The sequence below is a fragment of the Bacillus salipaludis genome, assembly GCF_030938565.1.
GTDB lineage: Bacteria > Bacillota > Bacilli > Bacillales > Cytobacillaceae > Neobacillus > Neobacillus salipaludis_A.
The window spans coordinates 614,766-628,906 of the sequence record NZ_JAVGVR010000001.1 but is presented as its reverse complement, the minus strand read 5'-3'; the positions used below and the strand labels follow the sequence as shown (position 1 = coordinate 628,906).

Sequence of the window (14,141 nt, the reverse complement as noted above, 5' to 3'; positions counted from 1 at the left end):
GCTGCCAGGATTCACCTCCTTTTGCTTGATTTTATTTAAATTATTGTTTAGCTGGTGTTTCTGACTTTGACTATATTTGACATTAATTATACTGAAAAGCGTTTGAAGTTTCAACAATCAGATACTAATGATTTTCTCCAAATCTCGTCATTGTGAAACATGGTGGTGGTAAAATGTTTGGGGATATTTGTCTGTAATTAGATATAGGAGGGGGTGATTACTGTAATTACGTCCACAAAACACAAAAAAGGACAACCCTCATCAGGTTGTCCCTCATTATGCCTGGCAACGTCCTACTCTCACAGGGGGACAGCCCCCAACTACCATCGGCGCTGAGAAGCTTAACTTCCGTGTTCGGTATGGGAACGGGTGTGACCTTCTCGCCATTATTGCCAGACTATTAAGTTTGAGGTATCATTCCCTCAAAACTAGATAATACAGAAGAAGTTTTTAGTAAAAACGAGTTCACCTTAAGACTATGGTTAAGTCCTCGATCGATTAGTATCAGTCAGCTCCACATGTCGCCACGCTTCCACCTCTGACCTATCAACCTGATCATCTTTCAGGGATCTTACTAGCTTGACGCTATGGGAAATCTCATCTTGAGGGGGGCTTCATGCTTAGATGCTTTCAGCACTTATCCCGTCCGCACATAGCTACCCAGCGATGCCTTTGGCAAGACAACTGGTACACCAGCGGTGCGTCCATCCCGGTCCTCTCGTACTAAGGACAGCTCCTCTCAAATTTCCTGCGCCCACGACGGATAGGGACCGAACTGTCTCACGACGTTCTGAACCCAGCTCGCGTACCGCTTTAATGGGCGAACAGCCCAACCCTTGGGACCGACTACAGCCCCAGGATGCGATGAGCCGACATCGAGGTGCCAAACCTCCCCGTCGATGTGGACTCTTGGGGGAGATAAGCCTGTTATCCCCAGGGTAGCTTTTATCCGTTGAGCGATGGCCCTTCCATGCGGAACCACCGGATCACTAAGCCCGACTTTCGTCCCTGCTCGACTTGTAGGTCTCGCAGTCAAGCTCCCTTATGCCTTTACACTCTGCGAATGATTTCCAACCATTCTGAGGGAACCTTTGGGCGCCTCCGTTACTCTTTAGGAGGCGACCGCCCCAGTCAAACTGCCCACCTGACACTGTCTCCCACCCCGATAAGGGGTGCGGGTTAGAATTTCAATACAGCCAGGGTAGTATCCCACCGACGCCTCCACCGAAGCTAGCGCTCCGGCTTCTACGGCTCCTACCTATCCTGTACAAGCTGTACCAAAATTCAATATCAGGCTACAGTAAAGCTCCATGGGGTCTTTCCGTCCTGTCGCGGGTAACCTGCATCTTCACAGGTACTATAATTTCACCGAGTCTCTCGTTGAGACAGTGCCCAGATCGTTACGCCTTTCGTGCGGGTCGGAACTTACCCGACAAGGAATTTCGCTACCTTAGGACCGTTATAGTTACGGCCGCCGTTTACTGGGGCTTCGATTCAGAGCTTCGCTTGCGCTAACCCCTCCTCTTAACCTTCCAGCACCGGGCAGGCGTCAGCCCCTATACTTCGCCTTGCGGCTTCGCAGAGACCTGTGTTTTTGCTAAACAGTCGCCTGGGCCTATTCACTGCGGCTCTTCGAGGCTATTCACCTCAAAGAGCACCCCTTCTCCCGAAGTTACGGGGTCATTTTGCCGAGTTCCTTAACGAGAGTTCTCTCGCTCACCTTAGGATTCTCTCCTCGCCTACCTGTGTCGGTTTGCGGTACGGGCACCTTTTATCTCGCTAGAGGCTTTTCTTGGCAGTGTGGAATCAGGAACTTCGGTACTAAATTTCCCTCGCCGTCACAGCTCAGCCTTCGCGAGAAGCGGATTTTCCTACTTCTCAGCCTAACTGCTTGGACGCGCATATCCAATAGCGCGCTTTCCCTATCCTCCTGCGTCCCCCCATCACTCAAACGATAAAGAGGTGGTACAGGAATATCAACCTGTTGTCCATCGCCTACGCCTTTCGGCCTCGGCTTAGGTCCCGACTAACCCTGAGCGGACGAGCCTTCCTCAGGAAACCTTAGGCATTCGGTGGATGAGATTCTCACTCATCTTTCGCTACTCATACCGGCATTCTCACTTCTAAGCGCTCCACCAGTCCTTACGGTCTAGCTTCAACGCCCTTAGAACGCTCTCCTACCGCGGACACCTAATGGTGTCCACCCACAGCTTCGGTGATACGTTTAGCCCCGGTACATTTTCGGCGCAGAGTCACTCGACCAGTGAGCTATTACGCACTCTTTAAATGGTGGCTGCTTCTAAGCCAACATCCTGGTTGTCTAAGCAACTCCACATCCTTTTCCACTTAACGTATACTTTGGGACCTTAGCTGGTGGTCTGGGCTGTTTCCCTTTTGACTACGGATCTTATCACTCGCAGTCTGACTCCCACGGATAAGTCATTGGCATTCGGAGTTTGTCTGAATTCGGTAACCCGATGAGGGCCCCTAGTCCAAACAGTGCTCTACCTCCAAGACTCTTACTTCGTGAGGCTAGCCCTAAAGCTATTTCGGAGAGAACCAGCTATCTCCAAGTTCGATTGGAATTTCTCCGCTACCCACACCTCATCCCCGCACTTTTCAACGTGCGTGGGTTCGGGCCTCCATCCAGTGTTACCTGGACTTCACCCTGGACATGGGTAGATCACCTGGTTTCGGGTCTACGACCACATACTAAATTCGCCCTATTCAGACTCGCTTTCGCTGCGGCTCCGTCTCATCAACTTAACCTTGCATGTAATCGTAACTCGCCGGTTCATTCTACAAAAGGCACGCCATCACCCATAAACGGGCTCTGACTACTTGTAGGCACACGGTTTCAGGAACTATTTCACTCCCCTTCCGGGGTGCTTTTCACCTTTCCCTCACGGTACTGGTTCACTATCGGTCACTAGGGAGTATTTAGCCTTGGGAGATGGTCCTCCCTGCTTCCGACCGGATTTCACGTGTCCGGCCGTACTCAGGATCCACTCAGGAGGGAACGAAGTTTCAACTACAGGGTTTTTACCTTCTATGACGGACCTTTCCAGATCGCTTCATCTACCCCGTTCCTTTGTAACTCCATGTTGAGTGTCCTACAACCCCGAAAGGCAAGCCTTTCGGTTTGGGCTGTTCCCGTTTCGCTCGCCGCTACTCAGGGAATCGCGTTTGCTTTCTCTTCCTCCGGGTACTTAGATGTTTCAGTTCCCCGGGTCTGCCTTCATTATCCTATGTATTCAGATAAAGATACTGCTCCATTACGAACAGTGGGTTCCCCCATTCGGAAATCTCCGGATCAAAGCTTACTTACAGCTCCCCGAAGCATATCGGTGTTAGTCCCGTCCTTCATCGGCTCCTAGTGCCAAGGCATTCACCGTGCGCCCTTTCTAACTTAACCTAAAAGGTTTTACTCTAAAATTAGAGAGAAAAACTAAAATGGCGATTACTCGGTTTTTACTTGGTTACTTCTTCTTACGATTATCTAGTTTTCAAAGAACGATTTAAAAAAGCTTTGAGAGAATTGCTCCCTCAAAACTAAACAAACAAGAAACGGTCAACATCTTATCAGTCCATAAGGACTGCATTATCCTTAGAAAGGAGGTGATCCAGCCGCACCTTCCGATACGGCTACCTTGTTACGACTTCACCCCAATCATCTGTCCCACCTTAGGCGGCTGGCTCCTTACGGTTACCCCACCGACTTCGGGTGTTACAAACTCTCGTGGTGTGACGGGCGGTGTGTACAAGGCCCGGGAACGTATTCACCGCGGCATGCTGATCCGCGATTACTAGCGATTCCGGCTTCATGTAGGCGAGTTGCAGCCTACAATCCGAACTGAGAATGGTTTTATGGGATTGGCTAAACCTCGCGGTTTCGCAGCCCTTTGTACCATCCATTGTAGCACGTGTGTAGCCCAGGTCATAAGGGGCATGATGATTTGACGTCATCCCCACCTTCCTCCGGTTTGTCACCGGCAGTCACCTTAGAGTGCCCAACTGAATGCTGGCAACTAAGATCAAGGGTTGCGCTCGTTGCGGGACTTAACCCAACATCTCACGACACGAGCTGACGACAACCATGCACCACCTGTCACTCTGTCCCCCGAAGGGGAAAGTCCTATCTCTAGGAGTGTCAGAGGATGTCAAGACCTGGTAAGGTTCTTCGCGTTGCTTCGAATTAAACCACATGCTCCACCGCTTGTGCGGGCCCCCGTCAATTCCTTTGAGTTTCAGCCTTGCGGCCGTACTCCCCAGGCGGAGTGCTTAATGCGTTAGCTGCAGCACTAAAGGGCGGAAACCCTCTAACACTTAGCACTCATCGTTTACGGCGTGGACTACCAGGGTATCTAATCCTGTTTGCTCCCCACGCTTTCGCGCCTCAGCGTCAGTTACAGACCAGAAAGCCGCCTTCGCCACTGGTGTTCCTCCACATCTCTACGCATTTCACCGCTACACGTGGAATTCCGCTTTCCTCTTCTGCACTCAAGTCCCCCAGTTTCCAATGACCCTCCACGGTTGAGCCGTGGGCTTTCACATCAGACTTAAAGGACCGCCTGCGCGCGCTTTACGCCCAATAATTCCGGACAACGCTTGCCACCTACGTATTACCGCGGCTGCTGGCACGTAGTTAGCCGTGGCTTTCTGGTTAGGTACCGTCAAGGCACCGGCAGTTACTCCGATACTTGTTCTTCCCTAACAACAGAGCTTTACGACCCGAAGGCCTTCATCGCTCACGCGGCGTTGCTCCGTCAGACTTTCGTCCATTGCGGAAGATTCCCTACTGCTGCCTCCCGTAGGAGTCTGGGCCGTGTCTCAGTCCCAGTGTGGCCGATCACCCTCTCAGGTCGGCTACGCATCGTCGCCTTGGTGAGCCGTTACCTCACCAACTAGCTAATGCGCCGCGGGCCCATCTGTAAGTGTCAGCCGAAACCGACTTTCAGCTTTTCCTCATGAGAGGAAAAGGATTATCCGGTATTAGCTCCGGTTTCCCGAAGTTATCCCAGTCTTACAGGCAGGTTGCCCACGTGTTACTCACCCGTCCGCCGCTAACCAACAGGAGCAAGCTCCTGTTGATTCGCTCGACTTGCATGTATTAGGCACGCCGCCAGCGTTCGTCCTGAGCCAGGATCAAACTCTCCAAGAAAGTTGATTTAGCTCGAATGTTACGTTGGCTTCATTTCAAAAGAAATGAATATTATTGTTTGTTGACGTTTTTGTTTGTTTAGTTTTCAAAGAACAAATTTCACTGTCGCTCAAAGGCGACTTAATCATCTTACCAAGTTACTAACTTAAAGTCAACAACTTTTTTATCTTTTTTGGTGGAGTCTAGGGGGATCGAACCCCTGACCTCCTGCGTGCAAAGCAGGCGCTCTCCCAGCTGAGCTAAGACCCCGTGATCATTAAATAAGAAGTACTGGTCGGGAAGACAGGATTCGAACCTGCGACCCCTTGGTCCCAAACCAAGTGCTCTACCAAGCTGAGCTACTTCCCGAAATGTGGCGCGCCCGAAAGGAGTCGAACCCATAACCTTTTGATCCGTAGTCAAACGCTCTATCCAATTGAGCTACGGGCGCATTTTGAATTATCAAAAACTCTGGTGCCGAGGACCGGAATCGAACCGGTACGGTAGTCACCTACCGCAGGATTTTAAGTCCTGTGCGTCTGCCAGTTCCGCCACCCCGGCAAGAGTGGAGCGGAAGACGGGATTCGAACCCGCGACCCCCACCTTGGCAAGGTGGTGTTCTACCACTGAACTACTTCCGCATATATTAAACTTAAATGGTGCGGGTGAAGGGAGTCGAACCCCCACGCCTTGCGGCGCCAGATCCTAAGTCTGGTGCGTCTGCCAATTCCGCCACACCCGCATATCCAATTAAATGGTGAGCCATGAAGGACTCGAACCTTCGACCCTCTGATTAAAAGTCAGATGCTCTACCAACTGAGCTAATGGCTCAAAATAATTTCCAAAAAAAGCAATTAGTTTCTTTTGCTGATATTATTCAGAAAAGCAAGAAACATGGTGCCGGCTAGAGGACTTGAACCCCCAACCTACTGATTACAAGTCAGTTGCTCTACCAATTGAGCTAAACCGGCATTTATTGAAGAATATTTTCACTTTCGTGAAAAAATCATGGTGGAGGATGACGGGATCGAACCGCCGACCCTCTGCTTGTAAGGCAGATGCTCTCCCAGCTGAGCTAATCCTCCATTATACAAAGCCTGGCAACGTCCTACTCTCACAGGGGGACAGCCCCCAACTACCATCGGCGCTGAGAAGCTTAACTTCCGTGTTCGGTATGGGAACGGGTGTGACCTTCTCGCCATTATTGCCAGACTATTAAGTTTGAGGTATCATTCCCTCAAAACTAGATAATACAGAAGAAGTTTTTAGTAAAAACGAGTTCACCTTAAGACTATGGTTAAGTCCTCGATCGATTAGTATCAGTCAGCTCCACATGTCGCCACGCTTCCACCTCTGACCTATCAACCTGATCATCTTTCAGGGATCTTACTAGCTTGACGCTATGGGAAATCTCATCTTGAGGGGGGCTTCATGCTTAGATGCTTTCAGCACTTATCCCGTCCGCACATAGCTACCCAGCGATGCCTTTGGCAAGACAACTGGTACACCAGCGGTGCGTCCATCCCGGTCCTCTCGTACTAAGGACAGCTCCTCTCAAATTTCCTGCGCCCACGACGGATAGGGACCGAACTGTCTCACGACGTTCTGAACCCAGCTCGCGTACCGCTTTAATGGGCGAACAGCCCAACCCTTGGGACCGACTACAGCCCCAGGATGCGATGAGCCGACATCGAGGTGCCAAACCTCCCCGTCGATGTGGACTCTTGGGGGAGATAAGCCTGTTATCCCCAGGGTAGCTTTTATCCGTTGAGCGATGGCCCTTCCATGCGGAACCACCGGATCACTAAGCCCGACTTTCGTCCCTGCTCGACTTGTAGGTCTCGCAGTCAAGCTCCCTTATGCCTTTACACTCTGCGAATGATTTCCAACCATTCTGAGGGAACCTTTGGGCGCCTCCGTTACTCTTTAGGAGGCGACCGCCCCAGTCAAACTGCCCACCTGACACTGTCTCCCACCCCGATAAGGGGTGCGGGTTAGAATTTCAATACAGCCAGGGTAGTATCCCACCGACGCCTCCACCGAAGCTAGCGCTCCGGCTTCTACGGCTCCTACCTATCCTGTACAAGCTGTACCAAAATTCAATATCAGGCTACAGTAAAGCTCCATGGGGTCTTTCCGTCCTGTCGCGGGTAACCTGCATCTTCACAGGTACTATAATTTCACCGAGTCTCTCGTTGAGACAGTGCCCAGATCGTTACGCCTTTCGTGCGGGTCGGAACTTACCCGACAAGGAATTTCGCTACCTTAGGACCGTTATAGTTACGGCCGCCGTTTACTGGGGCTTCGATTCAGAGCTTCGCTTGCGCTAACCCCTCCTCTTAACCTTCCAGCACCGGGCAGGCGTCAGCCCCTATACTTCGCCTTGCGGCTTCGCAGAGACCTGTGTTTTTGCTAAACAGTCGCCTGGGCCTATTCACTGCGGCTCTTCGAGGCTATTCACCTCAAAGAGCACCCCTTCTCCCGAAGTTACGGGGTCATTTTGCCGAGTTCCTTAACGAGAGTTCTCTCGCTCACCTTAGGATTCTCTCCTCGCCTACCTGTGTCGGTTTGCGGTACGGGCACCTTTTATCTCGCTAGAGGCTTTTCTTGGCAGTGTGGAATCAGGAACTTCGGTACTAAATTTCCCTCGCCGTCACAGCTCAGCCTTCGCGAGAAGCGGATTTTCCTACTTCTCAGCCTAACTGCTTGGACGCGCATATCCAATAGCGCGCTTTCCCTATCCTCCTGCGTCCCCCCATCACTCAAACGATAAAGAGGTGGTACAGGAATATCAACCTGTTGTCCATCGCCTACGCCTTTCGGCCTCGGCTTAGGTCCCGACTAACCCTGAGCGGACGAGCCTTCCTCAGGAAACCTTAGGCATTCGGTGGATGAGATTCTCACTCATCTTTCGCTACTCATACCGGCATTCTCACTTCTAAGCGCTCCACCAGTCCTTACGGTCTAGCTTCAACGCCCTTAGAACGCTCTCCTACCGCGGACACCTAATGGTGTCCACCCACAGCTTCGGTGATACGTTTAGCCCCGGTACATTTTCGGCGCAGAGTCACTCGACCAGTGAGCTATTACGCACTCTTTAAATGGTGGCTGCTTCTAAGCCAACATCCTGGTTGTCTAAGCAACTCCACATCCTTTTCCACTTAACGTATACTTTGGGACCTTAGCTGGTGGTCTGGGCTGTTTCCCTTTTGACTACGGATCTTATCACTCGCAGTCTGACTCCCACGGATAAGTCATTGGCATTCGGAGTTTGTCTGAATTCGGTAACCCGATGAGGGCCCCTAGTCCAAACAGTGCTCTACCTCCAAGACTCTTACTTCGTGAGGCTAGCCCTAAAGCTATTTCGGAGAGAACCAGCTATCTCCAAGTTCGATTGGAATTTCTCCGCTACCCACACCTCATCCCCGCACTTTTCAACGTGCGTGGGTTCGGGCCTCCATCCAGTGTTACCTGGACTTCACCCTGGACATGGGTAGATCACCTGGTTTCGGGTCTACGACCACATACTAAATTCGCCCTATTCAGACTCGCTTTCGCTGCGGCTCCGTCTCATCAACTTAACCTTGCATGTAATCGTAACTCGCCGGTTCATTCTACAAAAGGCACGCCATCACCCATAAACGGGCTCTGACTACTTGTAGGCACACGGTTTCAGGAACTATTTCACTCCCCTTCCGGGGTGCTTTTCACCTTTCCCTCACGGTACTGGTTCACTATCGGTCACTAGGGAGTATTTAGCCTTGGGAGATGGTCCTCCCTGCTTCCGACCGGATTTCACGTGTCCGGCCGTACTCAGGATCCACTCAGGAGGGAACGAAGTTTCAACTACAGGGTTTTTACCTTCTATGACGGACCTTTCCAGATCGCTTCATCTACCCCGTTCCTTTGTAACTCCATGTTGAGTGTCCTACAACCCCGAAAGGCAAGCCTTTCGGTTTGGGCTGTTCCCGTTTCGCTCGCCGCTACTCAGGGAATCGCGTTTGCTTTCTCTTCCTCCGGGTACTTAGATGTTTCAGTTCCCCGGGTCTGCCTTCATTATCCTATGTATTCAGATAAAGATACTGCTCCATTACGAACAGTGGGTTCCCCCATTCGGAAATCTCCGGATCAAAGCTTACTTACAGCTCCCCGAAGCATATCGGTGTTAGTCCCGTCCTTCATCGGCTCCTAGTGCCAAGGCATTCACCGTGCGCCCTTTCTAACTTAACCTAAAAGGTTTTACTCTAAAATTAGAGAGAAAAACTAAAATGGCGATTACTCGGTTTTTACTTGGTTACTTCTTCTTACGATTATCTAGTTTTCAAAGAACGATTTAAAAAAGCTTTGAGAGAATTGCTCCCTCAAAACTAAACAAACAAGAAACGGTCAACATCTTATCAGTCCATAAGGACTGCATTATCCTTAGAAAGGAGGTGATCCAGCCGCACCTTCCGATACGGCTACCTTGTTACGACTTCACCCCAATCATCTGTCCCACCTTAGGCGGCTGGCTCCTTACGGTTACCCCACCGACTTCGGGTGTTACAAACTCTCGTGGTGTGACGGGCGGTGTGTACAAGGCCCGGGAACGTATTCACCGCGGCATGCTGATCCGCGATTACTAGCGATTCCGGCTTCATGTAGGCGAGTTGCAGCCTACAATCCGAACTGAGAATGGTTTTATGGGATTGGCTAAACCTCGCGGTTTCGCAGCCCTTTGTACCATCCATTGTAGCACGTGTGTAGCCCAGGTCATAAGGGGCATGATGATTTGACGTCATCCCCACCTTCCTCCGGTTTGTCACCGGCAGTCACCTTAGAGTGCCCAACTGAATGCTGGCAACTAAGATCAAGGGTTGCGCTCGTTGCGGGACTTAACCCAACATCTCACGACACGAGCTGACGACAACCATGCACCACCTGTCACTCTGTCCCCCGAAGGGGAAAGTCCTATCTCTAGGAGTGTCAGAGGATGTCAAGACCTGGTAAGGTTCTTCGCGTTGCTTCGAATTAAACCACATGCTCCACCGCTTGTGCGGGCCCCCGTCAATTCCTTTGAGTTTCAGCCTTGCGGCCGTACTCCCCAGGCGGAGTGCTTAATGCGTTAGCTGCAGCACTAAAGGGCGGAAACCCTCTAACACTTAGCACTCATCGTTTACGGCGTGGACTACCAGGGTATCTAATCCTGTTTGCTCCCCACGCTTTCGCGCCTCAGCGTCAGTTACAGACCAGAAAGCCGCCTTCGCCACTGGTGTTCCTCCACATCTCTACGCATTTCACCGCTACACGTGGAATTCCGCTTTCCTCTTCTGCACTCAAGTCCCCCAGTTTCCAATGACCCTCCACGGTTGAGCCGTGGGCTTTCACATCAGACTTAAAGGACCGCCTGCGCGCGCTTTACGCCCAATAATTCCGGACAACGCTTGCCACCTACGTATTACCGCGGCTGCTGGCACGTAGTTAGCCGTGGCTTTCTGGTTAGGTACCGTCAAGGCACCGGCAGTTACTCCGATACTTGTTCTTCCCTAACAACAGAGCTTTACGACCCGAAGGCCTTCATCGCTCACGCGGCGTTGCTCCGTCAGACTTTCGTCCATTGCGGAAGATTCCCTACTGCTGCCTCCCGTAGGAGTCTGGGCCGTGTCTCAGTCCCAGTGTGGCCGATCACCCTCTCAGGTCGGCTACGCATCGTCGCCTTGGTGAGCCGTTACCTCACCAACTAGCTAATGCGCCGCGGGCCCATCTGTAAGTGTCAGCCGAAACCGACTTTCAGCTTTTCCTCATGAGAGGAAAAGGATTATCCGGTATTAGCTCCGGTTTCCCGAAGTTATCCCAGTCTTACAGGCAGGTTGCCCACGTGTTACTCACCCGTCCGCCGCTAACCAACAGGAGCAAGCTCCTGTTGATTCGCTCGACTTGCATGTATTAGGCACGCCGCCAGCGTTCGTCCTGAGCCAGGATCAAACTCTCCAAGAAAGTTGATTTAGCTCGAATGTTACGTTGGCTTCATTTCAAAAGAAATGAATATTATTGTTTGTTGACGTTTTTGTTTGTTTAGTTTTCAAAGAACAAATTTCTTTGTCGCTCAAAGGCGACTTAATCATCTTACCAAGTTACCAACTTAAAGTCAACAACTTTTTTAATTATTTTTTCTTGCATGTTGTTGTCTCGCAACAACGAATATAAATATACCACCATTGGACTCAGCACGCAATAGTCTTTTTAAATTTTTATTCATCAAATTTAAAATAAAAATATTCACATTCTTCGATTTTAAACTTCTAAATAAAAAGTGCCAGGCAGGACCCGGCACTAGTTTTAAGAAATATTAGCGTTGGCGCATTAATGGGAATAATAATACATCGCGAATGGAAGGCGAATTGGTTAAAAGCATGACCAAACGGTCGATTCCGATCCCTAAGCCGCCTGTTGGTGGCATACCATATTCAAGTGCTTCTACGAAGTCTTCATCCATTTCGTGTGCTTCATCATTGCCTTGTTCTTTTTCCTTTAATTGAGCTTCAAAACGCTCCCGCTGATCAATTGGATCATTTAGTTCCGTAAAGGCATTCGCATGTTCACGAGCAACAATAAATAATTCAAAGCGATCCGTAAATCGTGGATCCTCATCGTTTTTCTTTGCCAGCGGCGATATCTCAACTGGATGTCCATAAATAAAGGTTGGCTGAATCAGTTTCTCCTCTACTTTTTGTTCAAAGAATTCATTAACGATATGGCCGTATAACATATGTTCGGTAATTTCCACACCATGCTCTTTCGCCAGTGCACGTGCTTCATCGACACTCATCTCTTTCCAGAAATCCACACCTGTGTATTCCTTAATTGAATCTACCATATGAAGTCTTTTCCATTCTGGTTTTAGGTCTACCTCATAATCACCATATTGAACAGTTGTTGTCCCTAAGACTTCTTGAGCAATATGAGCAACTAGATTCTCTGTAAGACTCATAATATCTCTGTAGTCAGCATACGCTTCATACAGTTCAATCATTGTAAACTCCGGATTATGGCGCGTTGATACTCCTTCATTACGGAAAACACGGCCAATTTCATAGACTTTTTCAAGTCCGCCGACGATTAGTCTCTTCAAATGAAGCTCAATCGCGATGCGCATATATAACGGCATATCAAGAGCATTGTGATGTGTGATGAACGGACGAGCAGACGCCCCCCCGGCAATAGCATGCATCATCGGAGTTTCAACTTCTAAATAGCCATGGTTATCTAAATAACGGCGCATCTCCTGGATAATACGACTGCGCATGATGAAGGTCTTTTTACTTTCTTCGCTCATAATTAAATCTAAGTAACGCTGACGGTAGCGCTGTTCTACGTCCTTAAGACCATGGAATTTATCTGGAAGCGGTCGTAATGCTTTCGTTAAAAACTCAAAACCTTGTACTTTAATAGACAATTCGCCAACTTTTGTTTTAAATAGGGTACCGGATACCCCAATAATGTCACCTAAATCAGCCGAATCAAAAATCTCATACTTTTCTTCTCCCACTGCATCTTGCCTAACATATACTTGAATTTGGCCTGTTAAATCTTGAATGTGGGCAAATCCAGCTTTTCCTTTACCGCGCTTTGTCATAATTCTTCCCGCAAGAGTAACAGTTACATTTTTAGCTTCAATAACTTCCTTTTCAAGCTCTCCGTACTGTTCAATCAATTCCATCGCATTATGCGTGCGGTCAAAGCGTTTTCCAAATGGGTCTAGACCTTTTTCACGCATGGAATTCATTTTATCCCGTCTGACCACTAGTTGGTCATTTAATTCTTCTTGACTCATGCAAATCAACTCCAATTATCTCTTTTTATGTAAATAGCATTCTAAATCCGCATTTTTATACATACTATATTATTTTACACAAACTTAGGAATTCAGACATTAAAAATGTTTAAAACATAGATAAAAACTGCCAGCATATTACTGGCAGCTACAAAGCAATTATAGATAAGCCAAATTGGAAACTCAAGCTTTTATCCGACTGTCACTTCTTTTTCTTCCGCTTCTGCTACTAAACCATTTAAAAGAGTGACCAATTCTTCACGGGTATTACACTCATTGACGCCATTTCGCGCCTTACCGTTTCCTCGGATTCCTTTTAAATACCAAGCTGCATGCTTGCGCATTTCACGGACAGCGATATTCTCATTCTTGAGGGCAATTAAGCGATCTAAGTGAAGAATACAAACATCAATTTTTTCCCGAACAGATGGTTCACCCAAAAGCTTGCCTGTTTCAAGAAATTGGACCGTACGGTAAATCATCCAAGGGTTACCTAGTGCTGCTCGTCCAATCATCACTCCGTCACAGCCGGTTTCCTCAAGCATTTTTTTCGCATCCTGTGGCGTCTGGACATCACCATTTCCTATAAGCGGAATAGTTATCGATTGTTTTACCTCACGAATAATATCCCAGTTTGCTTTTCCTTCATACATTTGGACACGCGTACGGCCATGAAGCGAAACAGCCTTTCCACCGGCACGTTCAACTGCCTGGGCGTTTTGAACAGCATAAATATGCTCTTCATCCCAGCCCATCCGCATTTTAACCGTTACCGGCTTTTCAACTGCATCAACCACAGCAGCAACCATTTCATAAATTTTATTAGGATCTAAAAGCCATTTTGCCCCTGCATCACACTTTGTAATTTTCGGAACTGGACATCCCATATTAATATCAATAATGTCTGCATTGGTATTTTTATCAACAAATTGAGCTGCTTCTACGAGCGATTCCTTTTCCCCTCCAAAAATTTGCAGGCTTAACGGTTTCTCCCGCTCGTCGATGTAAAGCATATTCATCGTTTTTTCGTTTCTAAAATTAATTCCTTTATCACTAACCATTTCAGCACATACTAATCCTGCGCCAAACTCTTTAACGGTCAGACGGAATGCAGAGTTACAAACACCGGCCATTGGTGCTAAAACTACCTGGTTTTTCATTTCAATATCGCCAATTTTCAACATGTAA

Annotated in this window: 2 protein-coding genes, 9 tRNA genes and 6 rRNA genes; all 17 read right to left on the bottom strand. The window is 48.8% G+C overall.

The genetic code is table 11. The features are described from left to right. Positions 1–280: 280 nt before the first annotated feature. Positions 281–397: ribosomal RNA gene (rrf, locus tag RCG21_RS03055) — 5S ribosomal RNA — on the bottom strand. Between the two features lie 81 nt (positions 398–478). Continuing rightward, positions 479–3,415, bottom strand: a 23S ribosomal RNA gene (locus RCG21_RS03050). Between the two features lie 196 nt (positions 3,416–3,611). Further along, positions 3,612–5,161 (bottom strand): 16S ribosomal RNA (locus RCG21_RS03045). A 173-nt stretch (positions 5,162–5,334) separates the two neighbouring features. Further along, positions 5,335–5,410 (bottom strand) — tRNA-Ala (locus tag RCG21_RS03040). Between the two features lie 22 nt (positions 5,411–5,432). After that, a tRNA-Pro gene (locus RCG21_RS03035) sits at positions 5,433–5,509 on the bottom strand. Between the two features lie 5 nt (positions 5,510–5,514). Next, positions 5,515–5,591 (bottom strand) — tRNA-Arg (locus RCG21_RS03030). A 21-nt stretch (positions 5,592–5,612) separates the two neighbouring features. Further along, a tRNA-Leu gene (locus RCG21_RS03025) sits at positions 5,613–5,701 on the bottom strand. 5 nt (positions 5,702–5,706) lie between these two features. Then, positions 5,707–5,781, bottom strand: a tRNA-Gly gene (locus tag RCG21_RS03020). Positions 5,782–5,797: 16 nt separating this feature from the next. Then, a tRNA-Leu gene (locus RCG21_RS03015) sits at positions 5,798–5,882 on the bottom strand. 13 nt (positions 5,883–5,895) lie between these two features. Continuing rightward, positions 5,896–5,971: transfer RNA gene (locus RCG21_RS03010), tRNA-Lys, on the bottom strand. Between the two features lie 64 nt (positions 5,972–6,035). Next, positions 6,036–6,111 (bottom strand) — tRNA-Thr (locus RCG21_RS03005). A 38-nt stretch (positions 6,112–6,149) separates the two neighbouring features. Then, a tRNA-Val gene (locus RCG21_RS03000) sits at positions 6,150–6,225 on the bottom strand. Between the two features lie 10 nt (positions 6,226–6,235). Beyond that, positions 6,236–6,352: ribosomal RNA gene (gene rrf / locus RCG21_RS02995) — 5S ribosomal RNA — on the bottom strand. A gap of 81 nt (positions 6,353–6,433) precedes the next feature. Beyond that, positions 6,434–9,370: ribosomal RNA gene (locus RCG21_RS02990) — 23S ribosomal RNA — on the bottom strand. 196 nt (positions 9,371–9,566) lie between these two features. Continuing rightward, positions 9,567–11,116, bottom strand: a 16S ribosomal RNA gene (locus RCG21_RS02985). Together the 16S, 23S and 5S rRNA genes with 9 tRNA genes alongside form the textbook arrangement of a ribosomal RNA operon. Before the next feature lie 352 nt (positions 11,117–11,468). Then, complete coding sequence (gene lysS / locus RCG21_RS02980; protein WP_133339418.1) at positions 11,469–12,953, bottom strand: lysine--tRNA ligase; 1,485 nt, start codon at positions 12,951–12,953, stop codon at positions 11,469–11,471. Positions 12,954–13,144: 191 nt separating this feature from the next. After that, the gene (gene dusB / locus RCG21_RS02975) at positions 13,145–14,137 is read right to left on the bottom strand and encodes a tRNA dihydrouridine synthase DusB (protein ID WP_133339416.1); all 993 of its coding nucleotides are present in this window, start codon (positions 14,135–14,137) and stop codon (positions 13,145–13,147) included. Positions 14,138–14,141 lie beyond the last annotated feature (4 nt).

Excerpts from the sequence above, each read along its gene's own strand:
- lysS (WP_133339418.1), bottom strand. The coding sequence starts at position 12,953 with ATGAGTCAAGAAGAATTAAATGACCAACTAGTGGTCAGACGGGATAAA.
- dusB (WP_133339416.1), bottom strand. The coding sequence starts at position 14,137 with ATGTTGAAAATTGGCGATATTGAAATGAAAAACCAGGTAGTTTTAGCA.